We start from the raw sequence: 24,120 nt of genomic DNA, 5'->3' as shown, positions 1-24,120 counted from the left end.
ATTGTGAGGAAATTAGGCTTTAGGTTGAGTTAATAAAAATAAACAAAAAATTAAAGTAAAATGTCGAAAGTAAAATTAGGAATAAACGGATTTGGAAGGATTGGAAGAATTGTTTTCAGAGAATCTTACAATAGAGATAATGTAGAAGTTGTAGCAATCAACGATTTATTAGATGTAGATCACTTAGCTTACTTATTAAAATATGATTCAGTTCACGGTCGTTTCAACGGAACTGTAGAAGTAAAAGAAGGAAAACTTTTTGTAAACGGAAAAAATATCCGTATCACTGCTGAAAGAAATCCAGCAGATTTAAAATGGAATGAAGTTGATGTTGATGTAGTTGCAGAATGTACCGGTTTCTTTACAACTATCGAAACTGCAAACGAGCACATCAAAGGTGGTGCTAAAAAAGTAATTATTTCTGCACCTTCTGCCGATGCACCGATGTTTGTAATGGGAGTAAACCATGAAACAGCAAAAGCTTCAGATATTGTAGTTTCTAATGCATCTTGTACAACAAACTGTTTAGCTCCTTTGGCTAAAGTTATTCACGATAATTTTGAAATCGTTGAAGCGTTGATGACTACAGTTCACGCAACAACTTCAACTCAAATGACAACTGATGGTCCTTCTAGAAAAGACTGGAGAGGTGGACGTGCTGCAAACCTAAATATTATTCCATCATCAACAGGTGCAGCAAAAGCGGTTGGAAAAGTTATTCCATCATTGAACGGAAAATTAACAGGTATGTCTATGCGTGTTCCTACTGCTGACGTTTCTGTTGTTGATTTAACTGTAAAAGTGGCCAAAGAAACTTCTTACGAAGAAATTATGGCAGTTTTGAAAAAAGCTTCCGAAACTACAATGAAAGGTATTTTAGGATATACTGAAGATTTAGTTGTATCTCAGGATTTTATTTCTGATCCAAGAACTTCTATTGTAGATGTTCACGCTGGAATTGGTTTGAACTCAACTTTTTTCAAAATCATCTCTTGGTATGATAATGAATATGGATATTCTAGTAAATTGATTGATTTATCAGTACATATTGCAGGTCTAAAATAATTCTATATATTTACAAATCCCGTTATAGTAATAATAGCGGGATTTTATTTTTTGTTCACTTTTTTTAAATGCAAATTTTTACTGTAAACATTTTAAATTAGAAAAACGAAACACAAAACCAAAAAAAAACCAAAAAAAAATGAGATTATTAGTTGATAGTGGTTCTACCAAAGCCGATTGGATTGCGATAGATGATGCCGGGAAAGTATTGTTCACAACACAAACATTAGGATTGAATCCAGAAATTCTAGATGGAGATGAAATTATTGAACGTTTGAACGATCGTTTTGATATTTTACAAAATAAAAAAGAGGCCACTCATTTATTTTTCTATGGTGCAGGTTGTGGAACTGATAGAATGAAAATTTCACTTTCACAAATTTTTCAAAACTATTTTCCTAACGCAATTATTGTTGTTGAAGAGGATACGTATGCTGCAGTTTATGCTACAACACCTAAAGGTGAAAAAGCTATTGTCAGTATATTAGGAACTGGATCTAACTGTAGCTATTTTGATGGAAAAGAATTGCATCAAAAAGTGCAATCATTGGGATATATCGTTATGGATGATTGTAGCGGTAATGTTTTTGGAAAAGAATTAATCAGAAAGTATTATTTCAATAAAATGCCAAAAGAATTGGCAACAGAATTTGAGAAAGAATATGATTTAGATCCGGATGCTATTAAAAGTAAATTATATAAAGAAGCGAATCCTAATGCTTATTTAGCAACATTTGCAAAGTTCTTAATTCAACATAAAGATACTGAGTTTTGTAAAAAAATAATTTTCAAAGGAATGAAATCTTTTGTAAAAAATTATATTAAACAATATGATAATTGCAAAGAAGTACCCGTTCATTTTGTTGGTTCCATTGCATTTTATTTGAAAGAAGAATTGCAAGAGACTTTCGATAAATATGAACTGAGTTTAGGCAATGTACTAAGAAGGCCAATTGATGGGCTTATCGCGTATCACATCGCTAATAAATAACTTATGGAAATAGCTATTATTGCTCATGATGTTAAAAAAGCAGATTTAGTTCAATTTCTGAATAAAAATAAAGTCATTTTACAAGAGGAAAAAATAAAGCTGATTGCAACCGGGACTACAGGAAGTAAAGCTGAAAATTCAGGTTTCAAAGTAAAGAAAATGCTTTCGGGACCTTTAGGAGGTGATGCTCAAATTGCAGCCAGAGTCGCTGAAGGGAAAACTAAAATGGTTTTCTTTTTTAAAGATCCATTATCGAGTCATCCTCATGAAGCCGACATAAATATGCTTATTCGCGTTTGTGATGTTCATAATGTGCCATTGGCAACCAATGAAGCAACGGCACAATTATTATTAGATGCTATTGCACAGCAATCATAGAAATTTCAACATTTACATTTTTTGGCAGACCGGCCACTTGAACCGTTTCACGAGCTGGAGCGGTTTTTTCGTTGAAATAAGAACCGTATACGGTATTTATTTTTCCAAAATCATTCATGTCCATGATGAATATGGTTGTCTTTACAACATTTTCAAATGTCATTCCTGCAGCTTCAAGTACGGCTTTCATGTTGTTCATTACTTGCTCTGTTTCGACTTCAATGTTGTCTATAACCAATTCCATTGTTGCAGGATTTAAAGCAATTTGACCAGAAGTGTATAGCGTATTTCCTTTAAGAACTGCTTGATTATAAGGTCCGATTGGAGCTGGAGCATTTTCTGTAAAAATTATCTTTTTCATAATACAGTTTTTTTATATAGTAGTAAGTTTAAAAATCAATTATCTATTGATGGTACTTCGTTTGTCCCATTTGATATCACTAAGAACACCAGATTTTATTCCAATAAAGAAACCCCAATTCGCATTTGTACCAAATGGTGACCAGTTAAAATCCATTCTCCAACTCAATAAATCCCTCTCAAAACGAAGTTGGGTGAAAGTAACTCCATTTTGAACAAAGTCATAACCGGTAGATACTCCAGCTTTCCATTTTGGAGTTATGTCAGCATTAGCTGAAATCATAATGGAATTTCCAATGATTTTATTTTCTCTATTGTTGTTTCCGTACGTTAAGGAATAGGCAAATGTCATGTCCCAAGGCAACTTTGAATTAAAGAATTCTGAGATCTTATCTTCTCCTTCGTCTTCTTCCTCGTCTTCAAATTGACTTCTTCGGTTGTCGCCTAAGTCCGTATTTGTTCCAAATAAATCGTCTTCACGACCACCGTTTCTTTGACTTTGAGTATTTTTATCCTTATCAGTTTTGTCCTTTCCTTGGCTCGAAATAGAATAATTTAAGGTCATATTAGAACTGGTCATTCTAAAAAGACTTCCGCCATTATCAATATTAAATACATTAATTCGGTTTCCAGAATTGTCAATGGCATAAGGGTCTAATGTAGCCCCAAAATTGACATTCATTTTATTATCTAATAATGTTGTTCCACCACTAACTCTTATAGGAGAAAAGGCAAGTGAAGTTACACCATCGGCATCAAGGTTATAACTAGTGGAAAGGTTCAAGTTATTAAGAAGCATTATTTTTTTAGGTTCCACCTTAGTACTGTCTTTGTCTGTGACTTTTGCCTCAAAAGTATTGCTTAAATCAAAGCCTAAAGTATTGGAATTATTTAATCCCGGAGCGCCAAAAATTCCGCTTTCAAATCTTGAATATTGCTGTGTCATGGTTCCAGTTGCGTCTGAAGCATAAGTATCATAATACTTTTCAAAACTAGGAGTGTAGCCATACGAAACAGATGGTCTCATGACGTGTCTTATCGATTTGATTTTTTTATCATTGCCAAAATTAAAAGTTCCATAAATAGTTGTTCCTACGCTAGATGAAAAAGAGTAAGTTCTAAAAGCGTCAAATCCATTTATGGTTTTATCAACAACTTTACTTTGATCAACATCATAGCTTCTTTCAATTGTTTTGGTATACCATATTTCCTCGTAATTCATAGAGGTAGAAGCACTGAAATATTTAAATAATTTAAAATTGGTGCTTAATGGAATACTGTGTTGAAAACCAACTTTTGCATCTCTAAACATTTGTGGTTTAAAGAATAAGGAATCATTTGTAACGATACTGTTTCTACCGTTTAAATTGTACTGTAAATTTATGTTTTTGAAAAAACCTTTTTTCACGCCATCCTTACCTACAAAAGGATAAATCCTGTCGACACTTAATTGTAGTGTTGGTAAAGTCATATTGATTTCTTCCGTTTGAGTGTTTTGTGAATGTGTGGCTGTCAATGACATTCTGACTTGAGGAACTGTAGTAAATGTTTTTGAATACGATATCGAAGAGCTCAATGTATTATTAAGATTTGATCCAATATTAACCTGATTGATGGATTGCTTAAAATATTTACTGCTTCCAAGATTTACAGATGCTGAAAAACTTGAATTAGGATTTGATTTAGAGTCTTTGGAATGCGACCATTGGATGTTATAAATATTTTGTTTCAAATAATCTGGGTATCCTCTTTCACTGGTGATTAAATTTTCGAATCTAACATTCAAGTTTCCTCTGTAATTATATCTTTTGGCATAACTGGATTCAAAACGCAATCCATAACTTCCATTGGTGTAATAATCCCCCAAAACAGTTAAATCATAATTGTCGCTTAAAGCAAAATAGTACCCTAAATTTTGAAGAGAAAATCCTCTGTTGTTAGAGTCGTTATAGCTTGGTAAAATTAATCCTGAAATACTGGTTTCTTTACTCATTGGAAAGAAAGCAAAGGGTAAAGCTATTGGAGTAGGAACGTTTGCGATAACCATATTGGTTAATCCAGTCACTACTTTTTTGCCTGGAATAAATTTTACTTTATTAGTTTGGAAATAATATTCGGGATTATCGACATCTTTTGAAGTAGTAAAACGAGCCCCTTTTAAAAAATAAACAGAATCGTTTTCTTTTTTTGTGACAGCAGCTTTTATTTTAAATTCTCCTTGATCGGATCTTGAATTCCAGATAAGAGCTTTTTTTGTTTTAAAATTAAAACGAATAGAATCCGGTTCTACTACATTTGCGCCCTGTTTGAAATTTGGATATTGAGTGAAAGCACCAGTTGAATCTTTGATTCGTCCCGCATAGACTTCATTTTTTTCATAATCCATAACGATTATCCCAGATTTCAATTCGATATCTTGGTAATACAATTCCGCTTTGTCGTATAATGTGATTAGCTTTTTCTTTTGATCAATTTTAGCATATTGATCCGCTTTGTATTTTACCTTTCCGTCAAGAAACGCCTTTTTAGGTTTTACACTGTCTTTTTTTATGGAATCAGTTTCTTTTGTAACCGTTAAAACAGGAGTTTTCTTTTTGTTAGCATCTAGAGTGGTACTATCTGCTTGTTTGTTTGCGGATATGGACGTCTTTTTTTTTGTTATATCTTGAGAATATAATTTACCAGATCCTAATGATAGGAAAATTGATAATAAAACGATATTAAATAAGTTTGTATGCAAAGGTTTAAATGCTATTTTTGTATAATTATGGCCTGTTTTTTGACATGTCAAACTTACATATAATTTTTTGTCAAAAATAGTCAAATAAAAAATTTTATGACGGTAGTGTTTTAATTAAATTAACTTTTGGATTTATGCGTATTAGATATAAAATAAAAACAATATTAACTTTTATGTTGACGATAATTTCTTTATCGAGCTTTAGTCAATCCAATGTTTTCAGGGTGACTTTAGATGCGGGTCACGGAGCACATGATTTTGGAGCTGTTTATGAAGGGCGTGTGGAAAAAAATATTGCTTTGGCAGTAGTTTTGAAAGTGGGAAAGCTATTAGAATCTACAAAACAAATGGATGTCAATTATACCCGAAAAACGGATGTATTCATTGATTTAATTGAAAGAGCTAATATTGCCAATAGATTTAACGCTACTATTTTTGTTTCGATTCATTGTAATGCCAATAGAAATACTGCTGCCGATGGTACTGAAACCTATGTAATGGGTTTGAGTAAAGTTGCTTCTAATCTTGAAGCTGCAAAGAAAGAGAATTCTGTAATTACTTTGGAAAAGGATTACAAGCAAAAGTATGAAGGATTTGATCCAAACTCCCCGGAAACTATGATAGGAATGACCTTGATGCAGGAGGAATATTTAGACAATAGTATTTCACTGGCAAGTAAGGTAGAAGATTCTTTTGAAGATTTAGGAAAAAGAATAAGAGGAGGAGGGGTTAAGCAAGCTCCTTTTATGGTGCTTCATAAAGCATACATGCCAAGAGTATTGATAGAAATGGGTTTTATTTCTAATACAATTGAAGGAAATAAATTAAATTCAGAGGATGGTCAAAATGAAATAGCCAGAGCTATCGCAGATGCAATTATCAGTTATAAAAAAGAATATTTTGGTAATGGTGAAACTGAAATTTTTGAAGAGTCGCCTTCGCAAAAAATTAATGAAAAACCAATAAGAGATACTGTTGCTCCTGCGAAACCAAAAATGATTTCTCAACCTGCAGTAGAACTAACACAAGTAAAAAAAACAGTTGATAATTCTAAACCTTTATTCAAAGTACAACTTTCAGCCAGTAATAAAAAATTAGAATTAGTACCAAAAAATTTTAATGGACTTAAAAATATTTCTGTAGCCTTTGAAAACAGGGTTTACAAATATATGTATGGAGAAACTTCTGATTATGATGAAGCAAAAAAGCAATTAAGCGAGGCAAAAGAAAAAGGATATAATTCTGCATTTTTGATAGCATTTAAAAACGGAGAGAAAATTAATATTCAAGATGTAATTAAATAATAACTGCTTATCCTTTTTATATTAAATTTGTAAATAAAATACTCATATTTTGAAAATAACCAGAGCATTCAAAACCACAATTTTAGTTCTATTTCTATTTTCCTGCTTCAATGCTTTTTCTCAATCCAATCAAAAGTTTACTGTTATTTTAGATGCGGGTCACGGAGGTAAAGATCCTGGTAATTCCTATCATGGTTTTGTTGAAAAAGAAATTGCGCTTAAAACGACTTTAAAGCTAGAAAAATACCTCAAAAAAGATAATGACATTCAAATTGTTCATACAAGAAAAGCAGATGTTTTTATAGAATTAAAGGATAGACCAAAAAAAGCAAATAGTCTCGATGCTAATTTATTTGTTTCTATACATTGCAATTCTGTTAAAAATCCAGTTCCCTTTGGTACAGAGACTTTTGTAATGGGTCTGGCAAGAAGTAAAGGGAATTTAGAAATTGCTAAGCAAGAAAATTCCGTAATATTATTGGAGAAAGACTATAAGCAAACCTATAAAGGATTTGATCCCAAAAATCCTGAAACTTTGATTGGATTAAAAATTTTGCAAGAAGATTATTTAGACCGAAGTATAAATTTAGCTTCAAAAATTGAAAATAATTTTAAAAATAAATTGCATCGAAAATCGAGAGGTATAAAACAGACTCCTTTATGGGTTTTGGATGCCGCATATATGCCAAGTGTATTGATTGAATTGGGTTTTTTATCCAACAGTGAAGAAGGACTTTATTTAAATTCAGAGGAAGGACAAAACAATATGGCAGAAGCTATTGCATCGGCTATTATTGCTTACAAAAAAGAATATTTTGGAACGCAATCCAATGAGAATTATGAAGAGCTTCCGTCCAAAAAAGTACTTAAAAATGATAGAAAAGACACTTCGAAGAGTACTACATCAAAACGAATTATAGAGAAACAAGTTTCGCAAAAACAAGAGTCGAAAACACAAAATTCAGATGTGGTTTTTAAAGTTCAATTTGCAGCCGGAAATAAAAATATTAAATTAAAGCCAACTAATTTTAAAGGATTAAAAAATGTTTCGGTAACAACAAGTAATGGATCTTTGTATAAATATGCATATGGCTTAACGTCAGACTATAATACTGCAAAACAGGATTTAAAAGTTGTAAAATCCAAAGGATATGCTTCGGCGTATATAATTGCATTTAAAGATGGAAAGAATATTAGTATTCAAGAAGCGCTTAAATAATTACAACAAGTCAAATATTTTATATTAAATTTGTAAAAAATACTTAAATTTTGAAAATAACACGAGAAATTAAAACTGCTATTTTAGTAATTGCATCTATTTTATTATTCATCTGGGGCTACAGTTTTTTGAAAGGAAGAGACCTTTTTACTAATTATAAAACATTTTATGTTGAATATAAAAGTGTAGAAGGTTTAGCCACATCTGCACCCGTTACGCTAAACGGATTAGTTATTGGTAAAGTGAGCAGTATTACAATAGATGAAAATACAGGTGTATTATTAGTTGAATTACAATTAAAAACTGATTTTCCAATTTCTAAATCGAGTACAGCTTCTATTTATGAGCCGGGATTTATCGGTGGAAAACAAATTGCAATTATTCCTAATTTTGATGGTAAAACATTAGCTGTTGATGGTCAAAAATTGCAAGGTGCCGTAAAATTAGGACTGACGGATAAAGTTGGTGATCAATTAGCCCCACTTCAAGAAAAATTAGAAAAATTACTGGAAAATACTGATAAATTAATTTCAGGATTGAATAATGTTTTGGGCCAAAAAGGACAAGAGGATTTAAAACTTACTTTAGCGGAATTGAGCAAGACTATTGAACAATTTCATAAAGCTTCTTTAAGTCTGAATACTATATTAGATGAAAATAAAACTCAAATAAATGGTGTTGTTACCAATTTTAATAAAATATCTGGTAATTTTTCTAAAATATCTGATTCATTGAATAAAGCCGATTTAGGAAAAACTGTTAAGAATTTAAATGCAACTTTAGGCAGAGTCGATGGTATTATGAGTGGCTTGGAATCTGGTAAAGGTTCTATTGGTAAATTATTAAACGATGATGCTTTCTACCAAAATATTAAAAGCACCACAAAAGAATTAGAATTATTATTGCAAGACGTAAGACTTTATCCAACCAGATATGTCAATGTTTCTTTGTTTGGAAAGAAAAACAAGCCTTATGTTGCTCCTGTAAACGATTCTATATCTAATGTAAAAAATTAGCAAATATGAGCTATTTAGACAATATTTTATTTGCCATTCTTTTGGTAATTGGTTTTGGTTATTTTTATACAAGCGTTAAAAAAATAATTAGAAATATAAACCTTGGAACCGATGTAAATCGTTCAGATAATCCCAAAGCGCGATGGACTAATATGGCCATGATTGCTCTTGGTCAATCCAAAATGGTGAAAAGACCCATTGCTGGAGCATTGCATATTATAGTCTATGTAGGTTTTGTAATTATAAACATAGAATTATTAGAAATTATTATTGATGGACTTTTTGGGACACATCGTGTGTTTGCTTTTTTAGGAACTACTTATGATGTATTGATTGCTTCTTTCGAAATTTTGGCTCTTTTAGTTTTAGTTGCAGTAATCTCTTTTTGGATAAGAAGAAATATCATCAAACTAAAGCGATTTGCCAATCCTGATTTGACTGGAGCACCTAAAAATGATGCTAATTATATCTTGTATTTTGAGGTGGTTTTAATGACATTGTTTTTATTAATGAATGCTTCTGATTTGCACTTACAAAATGTTCCTGGAGGTTTTTCTCATTTTATTAAAGCAGGTTCATTTCCAATCAGTCAATTTATTGAACCATTATTTAATGGAATGTCTAATGAATTAGTGATGCTTCTTTCCGAAATATTCTGGTGGTTGCATATTACCGGGATTTTGATTTTCATGAACTATCTTTATTTTTCTAAGCATTTACACATTCTGTTAGCATTTCCAAATACGTACTTTGCAAATTTAAATCCTCAAGGACAATTTGATAATTTAGAGTCCGTTACCAAGGAAGTAAAACTGATGATGGATCCTAATGCTGATCCCTTTGCGGCAGCACCAGTGGATGAAAATGCAGTTCCAAGTAAATTTGGAGCAAGTGACGTTCAGGATTTAAATTGGGTTCAGTTATTGAATGCTTATACATGTACGGAATGTGGTCGTTGTACTTCATCTTGTCCTGCGAATATAACAGGTAAAAAGTTGTCTCCACGTAAAATCATGATGGATACAAGAGACAGGATGGAAGAAGTAGGAAGAAATATTGATTCCAATAAAGGTATTTTTATTCCGGACAACAAAACATTATTGAACGATTATATTACACCTGAAGAACTTTGGGCATGTACATCATGTAATGCTTGTGTTGAGGAATGTCCTGTGAACATAAGTCCGCTTTCAATTATCATGGATATGAGACGTTATTTAGTAATGGAACAAAGTGCTGCACCAATGCCAATTAATGCCATGATGACTAATATAGAAAATAACGGTGCGCCTTGGCAATACAATCAGCAAGATCGATTGAATTGGAAGAATGAATAATTGTTTAACTGGTTATTTGTTTAAGGTTTATCTAATAAAATGAAATAACAAATTTCCGCTTACTCGAATAATCAAATCAACGAATAAACAAATAAACGTTTAATTGAATAACCGAATCAACAAAATAGTATGTCAGAGAATTTAATAGTGCCAACTATGGCCGAAATGTTAGCTCAGGGGAAACAACCAGAAGTTTTATTTTGGGTCGGTTGTGCAGGAAGTTTTGATGATAGAGCAAAGAAAATAACAAAGGCATTTGTTCAAATTTTAAATCGTGCCAATGTATCTTTTGCTGTTTTAGGTACTGAAGAAAGTTGTACTGGAGATCCTGCAAAAAGAGCCGGTAATGAGTTTTTGTTTCAAATGCAAGCCATGATGAATATTGAGGTTTTGAATGCATACGAAGCAAAAAAAATTGTTACAGCTTGTCCGCATTGTTTCAATACACTAAAAAATGAATATCCGGAATTAGGCGGAAAATATGAAGTAGTTCACCATACGGAATTTTTGAAATCATTATTAGATGATGGAAGATTGACCATTGAAGGAGGACAATTTAAAGGGAAACGAATTACTTTTCATGACCCTTGCTATTTAGGAAGAGCCAATAATGTGTATGAAGCACCAAGAGATTTAATTCTTAAATTGGATGCCGAGTTAGTAGAAATGAAGCGCTCTAAAGCTAACGGTTTATGTTGTGGTGCCGGTGGTGCCCAAATGTTTAAAGATGCTGAGCCTGGAAATAAGGAAATCAACGTTGAAAGAACCGAAGATGCATTAGAAACAAAACCAGAGATAATTGCTGCGGGTTGTCCTTTTTGTAATACCATGATGACTGATGGTATTAAAAACAAAGAAAAGGAAGGCGAAGTAAAAATTATGGATATTGCTGAATTGATTGCTAATGCACAAGATTTGTAATAAAGTATCAATCTAAAATTGATCACTTTTTTCATTTAAAATTTATAATTCACAATTTATAATTAATTATCATGTACGTTCCATTTGAAAATTTGCCCGAAGAATCTAAAATCTGGATTTATCAATCAAACAGAAAGTTTTCGGACGCCGAATTTTCTGAAATAGAAACCGCCTTGCAATCCTTTCTTGAAGATTGGGCTGCACATGGTACGAGTTTAGAATCATCGTATCAATTAAAATACAACCGATTTATCATTATTGCCGTAAATCAGGATGTACAAGCAGCAACGGGTTGTTCTATAGATTCTTCTGTAGAATTTATTCAAAGTTTAGAACAAAAATATACGGTTGATCTATTGGATAAAATGAATGTTACTTTCAAACTTGGAGAGCATATTGCCCACAAGCCTCTGATTGATTTTAAGAAAATGGTTAAAGATAAAGCGGTTACTGAAAACACAATAGTTTTCAATAATCTCGTTAATAATATAGAAGAATACAATGAATCTTGGGAAGTACCAGCCATCGACAGTTGGCATAGTCGCTTTTTTTAAACAAAACAGTTCAATGAGAAAAATAGGAATCAAAATTGTTTTATTTTATGTCTTATTTTTCTTTGTTGCTACTAGTTGTGTTGGGACAAAAATTAACAAGCCTAAAGTAAATCTAGCCAATATTCCGTCTGAAATAGAGAATCTTGACAGTAAAAATCCAAGTAACATTCCGACGCTTTTTGAAATATCCCCCGAAGGTAATAAATGGGTAGATAGTGTTTACAATGCAATGACTTTAGAGGAAAGATTTGGGCAATTATTTATGGTTGCCGCTTATTCTAATAAAGATACTGTACACTTCAACGCCATTGATAAACTAATAGAGGAAAACAAAATTGGAGGGTTAATTTTTTTTCAAGGTGGTCCTGTTCGTCAAGCAGAATTAACCAATCGTTTTCAATCGAAGTCAAAAATCCCTTTATTTCTTGGTAGTGATGCGGAATGGGGTTTGAGCATGCGACTTGATTCTACGTATTGTTATCCTTGGAATATGACTCTTGGGGCCATCCAGGACATGAAATTGTTAGAGAAAGTTGGTGTTCAAATGGGAGAACAAAGCAAGCGATTAGGGCTGCAATTTAACTTTGCTCCAGTTCTCGATATCAATACAAATCCCAGAAATCCCATTATAGGTTTTCGCTCTTTTGGTGAAGATAAATTTAAAGTTACAGAACGTGCCATTGCTTTAATGAAAGGTGTTCAAAGTCAAGGAACCTTTTCTACCGGAAAGCATTTTCCTGGACATGGCGATACCGAAACGGATTCTCATAAAGGATTACCAACCATTAATTTTGCTAAAGAAAGATTAGAGCAAGTAGAGTTTTATCCCTATAAAGAAATGTTTCACGAAGGACTTTCGTCTGTTATGGTGGCACATTTAAACGTTCCCAGTTTAGAATCAAGACCTAATTACCCTTCCTCTATTTCCTATAATGTGGTAACCAATATTCTTCAAAAAGAATTGGGATTCAAAGGACTTATTTTTACTGATGCGTTGAATATGAAAGGAGTGAGCAACTTCATGGTACCCAGTGAAATTAATTTTGAAGCTTTTATGGCTGGAAATGATGTACTGTTATTTCCTGAAAATGTTCCTGCTGCAATTGAAAAATTTATGCTTGCTTATTCTCTTAATTTATTTACAGACGAAAGATTGGCCTTTTCTGTAAAGAAAATATTGAAGTTCAAATATAAAGCGGGTTTAAACTCTTATAAACCTATTGTAACGGATAATTTATATGAGGATTTAAATTCCTCTAAAAATGACGCTTTACAGTATGAGTTGTATGAAAATGCAGTTACTGTTCTAAAAAATACGGCTGCTGTTTTACCAATAAAAAATTTGGAAAAACAAAAAATTGCCTACGTAAAAATAGGAGATGACAGCAATGATGCGTTTATTTCGACTTTAAAAAAATACGCTGAAGTAACAGTAATTGCAGATGCTAATTTGGACAGTTTACAAGTGAAGTTACAACCATTTACAACTGTGATCATTGGATACCACAAATCAGATGTTGCTTTTAAAAATGACGATTTAAAATCAAATGAATTATTTAAGATCAAATTTTTAGCCAAAAACAATAATGTGATTCTGGATGTTTTTGCGAAACCATATTCGTTATTGCCCATTACAAATTTTGATGAAATCGAAGGATTGGTCGTTTCCTATCAAAACAGTACTATTGCACAAATAGTTTCTGCAGAACTAATTTTTGGAGCGATTGAAGCCAAAGGAAAATTACCCGTTTCAATCAACACTAGTTTCAAAGTAAATTATGGATTGCCAACCGAAAAGTTAAATCGCTTAGGATTCACAACTCCAGAAAATGTAGGAATGAATGCTACAATTTTGTCGAAAATTGATGGTATTGCCAATAAAGCGATTAATGGTAAAATGACACCCGGAATTCAGGTTTTGGTAGCCAGAAAAGGAAAAGTAATTTATCAAAAATCATTCGGACATCACACTTATGATAAAACTTTGAAAGTTGAAAATTCAGATATTTATGATGTTGCCTCATTGACAAAAATTCTGGCTACGCTACCCAATGTAATGCTGCAATACGATCAGCAAAAAATTAATTTGGAAACTACATTAGAAACAATGTGTCCTATTTTTAAAGATTCCAATAAAGCGAATATTAATTTTAAGGATTTATTGTCCCATTATGCTGGACTTGCCGCTGGAATTCCATTTTATAAAGCTACTATGGATAAATCAAAATTTCCTTCGGAAGTTTATTTTAGAAAAATTCCTGAAGAGCAGTTTTCTAAGCAATTAGCAGACAGTCTTTTTATAAGAAATGATTTTAGTGACACAATTATGAAAATGATTGTTAAGAGTAAAGTTTCATTGAAAAAAGAATACAAGTACAGTGATCTTACTTTTATGATTTTGAAGGATTATTTAGAAAAAACAACGGGTAAAACATTGGATGTTTTAATTCAAGAGAATTTCTACCGTTCACTCGGAATGAATAATTCAAGTTTTAATCCATTGGCTAAATTTGATATAAACAGAATCTCACCAACAGAGACAGATACTTATTTCCGTCATCAGCTTTTGCAAGGATATGTCAATGATTTGTCGGCGGCTTTAGAAGGCGGTGTTTCCGGTCATGCCGGCGTTTTTTCGAATGCTATGGATGTGGCTAAAATAATGGAACTTTATCTGCAAAAAGGAAGTTACGGTAATCAGCGGTATTTTTCTGAAAAAACATTTGAAGATTTCAATACGTGTTATTTTTGTGCTGCAGGAAATAGGAGAGGTGTTGGTTTTGATAAACCACAATTGGGTACTGAAGGACCTACGTGCGGTTGTGCTTCCATGACAAGTTTTGGACATACCGGTTATACAGGAACTATGGCTTGGGCCGATCCCGAAACGCAAATTGTCTATGTATTTTTATCCAATAGAACTTTCCCCGTTGCAGGTGAAAACAGATTATCTAAAGAAAACATTCGTGAAGATATCCAGAAGGTGATTTATGAAGCGATTGTAAACTAACCAAATTAATATATTAATTAGTACTTAGCCCAAATGAAATTAGCAAACAATTTCATTTGGGCTATTGCTATTAAAAGCGCTTTTGTGAGTTTTATTTGAAGTATTTAGTTACAAACTTTACCCTGTATTATAGTATATTTGGGCCAAAACAGCTTGATGAAAAATAAGAATACCGTTTTTATAAAAGTCAATTTAATTGTATTGCTTTTTTGCATGACGTTTGTAAATGCTCAAAATATGGATATAAATATTCTACGCGATATTAATGTAGATAGAAATAAGAACTTAGATCCTACTTTTAAATTGGTAACGAATAGTGCGGTCCCATTTAGTATTGCAACTCCCATTATTGTATATTCTGTTGGTTTAATAAAGAAAGATAGTTCCATCAAGAAACAGGCAATTTTTATAGGAGAAACATTTTTAGTGAATGCTTTTATTACCACTGCATTGAAACATACTATGAAAAGGGACAGACCATTTGAAACCTATCCCGATATTGATCAAGCAACATCGGCAGTGGAGAGTTCATTTCCTTCCGGTCATACTTCTTTAGCTTTTGCAACAGCAACATCACTGAGCATAGCATATCCCAAATGGTATGTAATTGCGCCATCTTTTGTATGGGCAGGAGCAGTAGGATATTCACGAATGCATTTAGGGGTTCATTATTCAAGTGATGTATTTGCAGGAGCAATTATAGGAAGCGGCTCGGCTTACCTCAGCTATAAAGTGAATAAATGGATAAATAAAAAAAGATCTGGAAAGGACAAATAGCGCATGAAACAATGTAATTATCTTTTATAGTATTTAACTTAAATTTCCATAAAAGGCATTCCTATTTTTCTTAAATTCGTTTCATTAAAACACATACATGAAAATTGCAATAGTTTGTTATCCTACCTTTGGAGGAAGTGGTGTTGTCGCTACAGAATTAGGTCTTGAATTGGCAAGACGTGGTCACGAAATTCATTTTATAACGTATAGCCAACCAGTTCGTTTGGCTCTTTTAAATCCAAATGTACATTACCACGAAGTGAATGTCCCGGAATATCCATTGTTTCATTATCAACCTTACGAGTTGGCTTTGTCAAGCAAATTGGTAGATATGGTAAAGTTATATAAAATCGAATTGCTTCACGTGCATTATGCTATTCCGCATGCTTATGCTGGGTATATGGCAAAACAAATGCTGAAAGATGAAGGAATTAATATTCCAATGGTGACTACACTTCACGGAACGGATATTACATTAGTTGGGAATCATCCGTTCTATAAACCAGCAGTAACTTTTAGCATTAACAAATCTGATTTTGTTACTTCGGTTTCCCAAAGTTTGAAAGATGATACCCATAAGTTATTTAATATAAAAAACGAAATTGAGGTGATTCCTAATTTTATAGAATTAGATAAAAACGTCAATGATCCTACTATTGCTTGTCATCGTTCCGTAATGGCAAAGGAAAATGAGCGAATCATTACTCATATCAGTAACTTCAGAAAAGTAAAACGAATTCCGGATATAATTAAAATTTTCTATACGATTCAAAAAGAGATCCCTGCTAAATTGATGATGGTAGGGGATGGTCCTGAAAAAGAAAAAGCAGAATATTTATGTCAGGAATTAGGAATTCAGGATAAAGTGATCTTTTTTGGAAACAGTAATGAAATCGATAAAATTTTGAGTTATACAGATTTATTTCTGTTGCCATCTGAAACCGAAAGTTTTGGACTTGCCGCCCTCGAAGCTATGGCATGGAGAGTCCCTGTAATTTCGAGTAATTCGGGAGGTTTACCAGAAGTGAATTTTGACGGTATTTCAGGATATTTGAGCGATGTGGGGAACACGGATGAAATGGCACAAAATGCTTTGAAAATTTTAAAAGATGATGCTACTCTGAATAAATTTAAAGAAAATGCACTGTCTGTCGCAAAACAATTTGACATCAAAAACATCTTACCACTTTATGAAGAATTATATAAAAAAGCCATAAAAAAATACACATAGATTTTACATTTTCTATAATAGAAGAAAGTAACGTTTTTTAAATTTAATCTATTAATCAATAAAATTCTGCAATGAAAAAAATAGTATTATCACTAGTGGCTTTAACGTTAGTTTCCTGTGGAGCAACATCTTCAAAAAGTTCCGATAAAAATTCTTTATATGAAGTCTTGACACAACAGACGAATGGCGGTGCAAGTATTCGTTTTTTTGAGATTCTTTCGGAGCCAAATGAAATTGCAATGCTACAGAATGATGAAAATTTAAAAAATAAAATTGGTCCGAATGATATTCAGACTTCTAATTTTATAGTTTTGAATATGGGTGAAAAAACTTCGGGAGGTTATAGTATAGGAATTGATACTGTAGTTGAAACCGATAAAAATATTGTTATCACCATAAAAGAAACGATTCCTGAGCCCGGGAGTATGGTTACACAAGCATTTACAAATCCTTTTTGTGTAGTCAAAATAAATTCCAAGAAAGAAATTATTTTTAAATAAAAAAACGCCACTAGCAATAGTGGCGTTGTTACTATATGTTCTAAAATATTAGAATTGATATCTAAGCGCTAAAGCTACATCAGAGCCATAATTGTTTTCGTAATATCCATTTCCTCCAAATTCAGGTCTGAAATCTAATGAAATTAACAAAGGAATGTCAAAGTTGTATTCAATACCAATATCTCCAGCAGCAAATACAAAAGTATCATTAACTGAATCGTTATTATTGTCATCATAACTGTAGCTTCCTACACCACCACCTACACCAGCATACCAGTTAAAACCACCATCAATGTTCCAAACCCATTGGTACAAAGCTGCTAATTTTATTGCATTGTCATCATAACCATTATTGTTATAGTTACTTCTGTTTCTCCAACCTAAATCAAGTTCAAGTCTATTGTTGCTTCCTAATGCTCTTTGGTAAGAAAGCTCTCCACCAAAACCATTATTGCCACCAAAACGTAATCCTAAAGCATTTTTTGAAATATCTTGTGCTTGTGCGGCAAATGCTAATCCCATTAACATTATTGCCGATAAAATAATTTTTTTCATAAGTAAGTTTTTATAAATACAAATGTATAATTTAGTAGGATATGATGCTTATAAGATTTTATATAAAAGTTATATAATTTACATTTTTTTAGAATTTTGATACTTTTTAAACTAGTATTACATTAGAATATTTTGTTTCGAGAAAAATGCTGTAGCCACTATTTGATTACTCAAAATATCTTCCATTTCAAAAAGATTTTCTTCTTCAACATAGTTTGCTTCAGAATAACTATATAATTTCCAGCGTTTTTTATTGTATTCTAATGCAGTCAAATTCTCCACCCAATCTCCTGAATTCAAATATAAAGTAGTCCCATTTTTGTTTTCCTTATGAATCATTTTTGGTTCATGGATATGTCCACAAATAACATAATCGTATTTTTTTTCGATGGCTAATTCAGTTGCTGTCTCTTCAAAATCAGAAATGTGTTTTACTGCTTTTTTTACGCTTGCTTTTATCTTTTTAGAAAAAGAATAGGGTTCTTTCCCCAATTTTGACAAGCACCAATTAACAAACCGGTTTGAAAGTATTAAATAATCATACCCTAAACCTCCCAGTTTGGCAATCCACTTTGAATGTTGGACAGAAGCATCAAAAACATCACCGTGAAATATCCATGCTTTTTTGTCATCGAGATCTAAAACTAATTTGTCAACTAATGCGAAATTACCCATATTCATATCGCTGAATTTTCGGAGCATTTCATCATGATTTCCTGTGATGTAATAAACTTTTGTTCCTTTGGATGCAAAGCTTATAATTTTTTGTATAACTTTTAAATGCGCTTTTGGAAAATAGGATTTTCGGAATTGCCATACATCTATAATATCACCATTCAACACTAATGTTTTAGGCTTTATAGAAGATAAATAATTATAAAGTTCTTTAGCATGACTACCAAAAGTTCCAAGATGCACATCAGAAATCACCACTAACTCGACTTTTCTTTTTTTCAAGGTATTTGAATTTGAAGTTTACCAAATTAATAGAATTATTAGCAATAAAAATGAAATTAAAGGTTAAGAAATCTAAGACAAGATTAAATTAATATCAATAAATATGAAATGTTCCTTAAAACTTTATCCCGAAATCTCGGGATAAGCTTTTAAACTTTAAACTAAAATGGTACTTTTGTTCAAAACTAATTATAATGGCAGGAAATAGCTACGGAACACTATTTAGAATAACAACTTTTGGAGAATCACATGGTGAAGCATTAGGCGGTATAATAGATGGTTGCCCTCCTGGAATAACTATAGATTTAGATGCAATTCAATTTGAAATGTCAAGAAGAAAGCCGGGTCAATCGGCTATAGTTACCCAACGTAAAGAGCCGGATGATGTACAATTTCTTTCCGGAATATTTGAAGGTAAAACAACTGGAACGCCCATAGGTTTTATTATCCCGAATACCAATCAAAAATCAGACGATTACTCTCATATAAAAGATAATTATAGACCCAGTCATGCCGATTATGTGTATGAAAAAAAGTATGGTGTTCGTGATTACCGTGGTGGTGGACGAAGTTCTGCACGTGAAACCGCCAGCAGAGTGGTGGCTGGAGCGGTAGCCAAACAAATGTTACCAGAAATAAAAATCAATGCTTACGTTTCTTCAGTAGGTCCTATTTTTTTAGAAAAATCATACCAAGAATTAGATTTTTCAAAAACTGAAAATAATCCTGTTCGCTGTCCTGATGAAGCATCAGCGGTAATTATGGAGGAATATATTCGTGATATTCGCAAACAAGGGGACACTGTAGGTGGAACTGTAACGTGTGTGATTCAAAATGTGCCTATTGGTTTAGGAGAACCTGTTTTTGACAAACTTCATGCTGAATTGGGTAAAGCCATGCTTTCTATTAATGCCGTAAAAGGATTTGAATTTGGAAGTGGTTTTGATGGAGCTAAGATGAAAGGAAGCGAGCACAATGATTTATACAATCCTGATGGAACAACTAAAACGAATCTTTCAGGGGGAATTCAAGGAGGAATTAGCAACGGAATGGATATTTATTTCCGTGTGGCTTTCAAGCCTGTAGCTACAATTATGCAAAAACAAGAATCATTGGATAACAAAGGTAATATTACCGAGATGACCGGAAAAGGACGACATGATCCTTGCGTGGTTCCTCGTGCAGTGCCTATAGTTGAAGCAATGGCTGCCATTGTACTTGCTGATTTTTATTTGATAAACAAAACCTATTAATACTAATTTTTGAAGCTTTTCCTGCTTTAATCTTTCCCTTGCTTGGCAGCAAACAAGAAAAACATATTGTTGTAAAGAAAATTTACTGGACACTTATGAGAATAGAAGAAAAATAATCAGGGCTAAGACTAAAACCTAACAATCAATTTAATGAATACCAAAACAACTAAAAAACCATCTTTTTTTTCAGGATTAACGGGACAAATATTAATAGCTATGGTTTTGGGTGCCATTCTAGGTATTATAATTCATAATTCAATTTCTGCGGAAGCAGCCCAAGGCTTTAGTGCAAAAATTAAAATCCTCGCAACAGTTTTCATTAGATTAGTTCAAATGATTATTTCGCCATTAGTTTTTACAACGCTTGTTGTAGGAATTGCAAAATTGGGGGATATTAAAGCAGTAGGAAGAATAGGCGGTAAAGCGATGGGTTGGTTTTTTACGGCTTCATTCGTATCGTTATTATTGGGAATGTTTTTTGTAAACATACTTGAACCGGGAGTCGGGCTTAATTTATCAAATGTTGATTTAGGGTCTGTTTCAGAAGTTACTGCAAAAACTCAAAATATATCTTTTGAAAATTTTATTGAACATATTGTACCAAAAAGTATTTTTGAAGCAATGGCTACCAATGAAATTTTACAAATTGTGATTTTTTCTATTTTCTTTGGTTTAGCGGCAGCAGCACTGGGGGATTATGTAAAGCCCGTTATAAATGCTTTAGATAAAACGTCTCACATTGTCCTTAAAATGGTAAACTACGTAATGAAGTTTGCTCCAATAGGAGTTTTTGGCGCAATTGCCGGAGTATTCGCCGTAAGAGATTTTCAGGAATTAGCGATTACATATTTCAAATTTTTTGGTTCATTCTTAGTTGGAATTTCATCACTTTGGCTGGTATTAATAGTGGTAGGTTACATTTTTCTAAAAAGTAGAATGACTGTTTTACTTAAAAGAATTGTGAGTCCTTTAATTATTGCTTTTGGAACAACCAGTAGCGAAGCAGTTTTTCCAAAATTGACTGAAGAATTAGAACGTTTTGGAGTAAAAGACAGAATCGTTTCTTTCATGTTGCCACTAGGTTATTCATTTAATCTAGATGGAAGTATGATGTACATGACCTTTGCCAGTATTTTTATTGCTCAAGCCTACGGTATTGATTTAGATATAGGAACACAAATGACTATGCTTTTAGTTTTGATGCTTACCAGCAAAGGAATTGCAGGTGTCCCAAGGGCAAGTTTAGTAGTAGTTGCAGCAACTTGTGGTATGTTTGATATTCCAATTGAAGGAATCGCATTAATTTTACCAATAGATCATTTTTGCGATATGTTTCGTAGTGCAACAAATGTTTTAGGAAATGCTTTGGCTACATCAGTTGTTGGGCAATGGGAAGGTGATGATGAAAATGAAGCTGTAATTTCTGAATAGTTATAATTTAAGTTTTTCTGGTAAATAATATATTTAACCTGTTCAATTAGTTGAGCAGGTTTTTTTATGTTTAAAAATTAAATTTTAAACATTTTTTAATTTTACGGCTAGTAATCCTCTTTTTTTGAATATCTGTTTATTCTGTTTATTTTAATATATAATGTGTATATATCGTTCCTTTTTTTATTAAAAAAATGTATATTTGATAAACCCTGATTCTTTATGTATAATTTACGGATTGTTTTATTACTATTGTTTGTATTAAATTATTTTGGTGATAATTCAATTGCACAGACAAGAATATATTCAAAGAAAGAAATCACTAAATTAACGGATCAAGCGTCCCAATACTTTAAGGATGCTAATTTTGAAAAATCTTTGGATATTTCTAAATTAGCGCTTCGTTCCGCTATTGACGCTAATGATTTGTATGCTATTGCTATTTCCTATATTACAATTGCAGCGAATTATGCTGAGATGGCTGAATTTGATAAAGCCATATTTTTCTACAACAAGAGTCTATTCTATGCTGATAAGACGAATAATGACATTTTAAGAGAAAAGATAAATAACAATTTAGGTAATATCTATTGTTTTGAGAAAAAGCAATATGTAAAAGGAATAAAATTTTATGAAAACTCCCTTAAGTACAGTCAAAAATTAGCAGATACCAATCAGGTTTTTATGACTAAACTTAATATTGCGTGGGCTTATTTTGATATTGGTCGTTTTGAAAAAGGTTTGCCAAGTTTGGAATTTATCAATAAGTATAATAAAAAACATGGTGATGAAACAACCACTGTAGCTTTAAATATGCTAAATGCAATGTATTATGGTTACAAAGAAAACCATAATAAAGCGACATTATTTTTTTTAAATGCTATAAAATTTGGAAATAAAGGAAATGAAAAGTCAGATTTGTCCTTTGCACATCTAGAATACTCTAAATATTTACTAAAAAAGGGAGATCATAAAAAAGCATATGAAAATCTCGAGCGTTATAATGCAATTACTGATGAACTCTACAATAAAGAAAAACTTGATAAAGCAAGTGTAGCAGGAATAAATTTAGAATTAGACGAGTATAAAAGAGAAATAGATAAAATTGAAATTGAAAAAAAGACTCAACTTCAAAGTTTAGAAAAATCTAAAACTATAGTACTACTATTTATTATTATATTTTTAGTATTGTTGCTATTGCTCTATTCTTTATTCAAAAATAATAATTATAGGAAGAAAACGAATGCTGAGCTTTCTGAAACCAATAGGGAATTAATAATTGCCAAAGAAAAAGCAGAGGAAGCTTCCGTATTAAAATCACAATTTGTCTCTACAATCAGTCATGAATTAAGGACTCCTTTATACGGTGTGGTAGGAATTACTAATATGTTACTTGATGAGCATAAAGAATTAGCGCATAGCCCGCATTTAAGTTCTCTTAAATTTTCAGCCAGATATTTATTATCATTAGTAAATGATATTCTGCAAATTAATAAAATTGAAGACAATAGAATTATTCTTGAAAATTTGACTTTTAATATTTCTGACGAAATTAATATGATTAAAAGTTCATTATCTTTTATAGCCAAAACAAATGATAATGTTGTTCAAGTGAATGTTGATCCAAATATTCCAGAATACTTAATAGGTGATAAGTTAAGGCTTTCTCAAATCATTATGAATTTGGTCAGTAATGCATTGAAATTTACAAAGAAAGGCGAAGTAAGCATAAATGTAAATTTGGTGAGAGTTGAGGGAAAATCTCATTTTTTAGAGTTTAAAATCCAAGATAACGGAATAGGAATTCATGCCACTGACCAAGAAAAGGTTTTTGATAAATTTGTTCAGATTAGTAGAAAAGAAACTGATTATCAAGGAACCGGTTTAGGACTTTCCATTGTAAAGCAACTGTTAGGTTTGTTCAATAGTGATATTTCGCTCGAAAGTGCAATAGGAAAAGGAACATCATTCAAATTTGTAATTGCTTTTGAATTTAATCCTGCGCGAACAACTGAAATTATCAATAACATTCAAGTTGATGTGAGTTCAACCCAAGTGGTCAATGTTTTAGTAGTAGAGGATAATCATATAAATCAAGTCATTACCAGAAAAACTATTGAAAAGAACAACTATAAATGTAGTGTTGTTGACAATGGTTACGCTGCATTGGAAATACTGGAAAAAGAGAATTTTGATGTAATATTGATGGATATTAATATGCCTTTAATCAATGGTTTTGAAACTACAAGAAAGATTCGTCTAAAAGGTATCGACATACCAATCGTAGCATTAACGGCATTTGATAAAGCAGAAATAATCGAAGAAGCTCTTTCAGCCGGAATCAATGACATCATTATAAAACCTTTTGATTCAATTAAATTATTTGAAATCATCAGTATTCTAATATCAAAACCTAAAAGTATATCTTAATTTATTTTTGTTAATCTTGTTTTTAAAAATTGCTTTGTGAGAAATTTTAATTTTAATAAAAATGCCTTTTGTTTTGTAGACAAAAGGCATT

General features: G+C 32.0%; 20 protein-coding genes. 16 read left to right on the top strand and 4 right to left on the bottom strand.

From position 1 onward, the window contains the following. Nucleotides 1-60 precede the first annotated feature (60 nt). The 3 genes from gap (at nt 61) to E0H99_RS10790 (ending at nt 2,434) form a co-directional block, all read left to right on the top strand. A complete protein-coding gene (gap, locus tag E0H99_RS10800; RefSeq protein ID WP_131995124.1) occupies nt 61-1,065 on the top strand; it encodes a type I glyceraldehyde-3-phosphate dehydrogenase in 1,005 nt (334 codons plus the stop codon). A gap of 139 nt (nt 1,066-1,204) precedes the next feature. Then, complete coding sequence (locus E0H99_RS10795; RefSeq protein ID WP_131995121.1) at nt 1,205-2,056, top strand: N-acetylglucosamine kinase; 852 nt, start codon at nt 1,205-1,207, stop codon at nt 2,054-2,056. A 3-nt stretch (nt 2,057-2,059) separates the two neighbouring features. Further along, entirely contained in the window at nt 2,060-2,434 is a 375-nt protein-coding gene (locus E0H99_RS10790; protein WP_131995118.1) for a methylglyoxal synthase, read from the top strand. Here the strand turns inward: E0H99_RS10790 and E0H99_RS10785 are convergent. Further along, nucleotides 2,415-2,795, bottom strand: a complete 381-nt coding sequence (locus E0H99_RS10785; RefSeq protein WP_131995115.1) for a RidA family protein — start codon at nt 2,793-2,795, stop codon at nt 2,415-2,417. The genes E0H99_RS10790 and E0H99_RS10785 overlap by 20 nt on opposite strands. A 39-nt stretch (nt 2,796-2,834) precedes the next feature. Continuing rightward, nucleotides 2,835-5,585 carry a putative LPS assembly protein LptD gene (locus tag E0H99_RS10780; RefSeq protein WP_131995583.1) on the bottom strand — a complete coding sequence of 917 codons (2,751 nt, stop codon included), beginning with the start codon at nt 5,583-5,585 and terminating at the stop codon, nt 2,835-2,837. Between the two features lie 83 nt (nt 5,586-5,668). Here E0H99_RS10780 and E0H99_RS10775 point away from each other — a divergent pair, with 83 nt between their 5' ends. The 10 genes from E0H99_RS10775 (at nt 5,669) to E0H99_RS10730 (ending at nt 17,403) form a co-directional block, all read left to right on the top strand. Further along, nucleotides 5,669-6,838: an N-acetylmuramoyl-L-alanine amidase gene (locus tag E0H99_RS10775; RefSeq protein WP_131995112.1), complete on the top strand. Its 1,170-nt coding sequence runs from the start codon at nt 5,669-5,671 to the stop codon at nt 6,836-6,838. 49 nt (nt 6,839-6,887) lie between these two features. Beyond that, nucleotides 6,888-8,057, top strand: a complete 1,170-nt coding sequence (locus E0H99_RS10770) for an N-acetylmuramoyl-L-alanine amidase (protein WP_131995109.1) — start codon at nt 6,888-6,890, stop codon at nt 8,055-8,057. 50 nt (nt 8,058-8,107) lie between these two features. Continuing rightward, on the top strand, nt 8,108-9,073 hold the full coding sequence (locus E0H99_RS10765; protein ID WP_131995106.1) for an MlaD family protein: 966 nt from the start codon (nt 8,108-8,110) through the stop codon (nt 9,071-9,073). Nucleotides 9,074-9,078: 5 nt separating this feature from the next. Further along, nucleotides 9,079-10,410 carry a (Fe-S)-binding protein gene (locus tag E0H99_RS10760; protein ID WP_131995103.1) on the top strand — a complete coding sequence of 444 codons (1,332 nt, stop codon included), beginning with the start codon at nt 9,079-9,081 and terminating at the stop codon, nt 10,408-10,410. A 129-nt stretch (nt 10,411-10,539) separates the two neighbouring features. Further along, a complete protein-coding gene (locus E0H99_RS10755) occupies nt 10,540-11,331 on the top strand; it encodes a (Fe-S)-binding protein (protein WP_131995100.1) in 792 nt (263 codons plus the stop codon). Nucleotides 11,332-11,402: 71 nt separating this feature from the next. Further along, nucleotides 11,403-11,885 carry an ABC transporter ATPase gene (locus E0H99_RS10750; protein WP_131995097.1) on the top strand — a complete coding sequence of 161 codons (483 nt, stop codon included), beginning with the start codon at nt 11,403-11,405 and terminating at the stop codon, nt 11,883-11,885. 13 nt (nt 11,886-11,898) lie between these two features. Further along, nucleotides 11,899-14,895, top strand: coding sequence for a glycoside hydrolase family 3 N-terminal domain-containing protein (locus E0H99_RS10745; RefSeq protein ID WP_131995094.1), 2,997 nt, complete (start codon nt 11,899-11,901; stop codon nt 14,893-14,895). A gap of 156 nt (nt 14,896-15,051) precedes the next feature. Further along, a complete protein-coding gene (locus tag E0H99_RS10740; protein WP_131995091.1) occupies nt 15,052-15,672 on the top strand; it encodes a phosphatase PAP2 family protein in 621 nt (206 codons plus the stop codon). A 97-nt stretch (nt 15,673-15,769) separates the two neighbouring features. After that, nucleotides 15,770-16,903, top strand: coding sequence for an N-acetyl-alpha-D-glucosaminyl L-malate synthase BshA (gene bshA / locus E0H99_RS10735; protein WP_131995088.1), 1,134 nt, complete (start codon nt 15,770-15,772; stop codon nt 16,901-16,903). A gap of 71 nt (nt 16,904-16,974) precedes the next feature. Continuing rightward, nucleotides 16,975-17,403 carry a protease complex subunit PrcB family protein gene (locus E0H99_RS10730; protein WP_131995085.1) on the top strand — a complete coding sequence of 143 codons (429 nt, stop codon included), beginning with the start codon at nt 16,975-16,977 and terminating at the stop codon, nt 17,401-17,403. Nucleotides 17,404-17,451: 48 nt separating this feature from the next. Here the strand turns inward: E0H99_RS10730 and E0H99_RS10725 are convergent, their stop codons facing one another. Beyond that, nucleotides 17,452-17,958, bottom strand: a complete 507-nt coding sequence (locus tag E0H99_RS10725) for a hypothetical protein (protein ID WP_131995082.1) — start codon at nt 17,956-17,958, stop codon at nt 17,452-17,454. 117 nt (nt 17,959-18,075) lie between these two features. After that, nucleotides 18,076-18,915: a UDP-2,3-diacylglucosamine diphosphatase gene (locus E0H99_RS10720; protein WP_131995080.1), complete on the bottom strand. Its 840-nt coding sequence runs from the start codon at nt 18,913-18,915 to the stop codon at nt 18,076-18,078. A gap of 194 nt (nt 18,916-19,109) precedes the next feature. Here E0H99_RS10720 and aroC point away from each other — a divergent pair, with 194 nt between their 5' ends. The 3 genes from aroC (at nt 19,110) to E0H99_RS10705 (ending at nt 24,029) form a co-directional block, all read left to right on the top strand. After that, the gene (gene aroC, locus E0H99_RS10715; protein WP_131995077.1) at nt 19,110-20,168 is read left to right on the top strand and encodes a chorismate synthase; all 1,059 of its coding nucleotides are present in this window, start codon (nt 19,110-19,112) and stop codon (nt 20,166-20,168) included. A 150-nt stretch (nt 20,169-20,318) separates the two neighbouring features. Then, nucleotides 20,319-21,599: a dicarboxylate/amino acid:cation symporter gene (locus E0H99_RS10710; protein ID WP_131995074.1), complete on the top strand. Its 1,281-nt coding sequence runs from the start codon at nt 20,319-20,321 to the stop codon at nt 21,597-21,599. Between the two features lie 222 nt (nt 21,600-21,821). Next, nucleotides 21,822-24,029, top strand: a complete 2,208-nt coding sequence (locus E0H99_RS10705) for a response regulator (protein ID WP_131995071.1) — start codon at nt 21,822-21,824, stop codon at nt 24,027-24,029. The last annotated feature ends 91 nt before the right edge of the window (nt 24,030-24,120 follow it).

The organism is Flavobacterium sp. GT3P67 (assembly GCF_004349155.1).
Taxonomy (GTDB): domain Bacteria; phylum Bacteroidota; class Bacteroidia; order Flavobacteriales; family Flavobacteriaceae; genus Flavobacterium; species Flavobacterium ranwuense.
The sequence above is the reverse complement of the archived record's forward strand: the minus strand, read 5'-3'. Positions and strand labels throughout refer to the sequence as shown.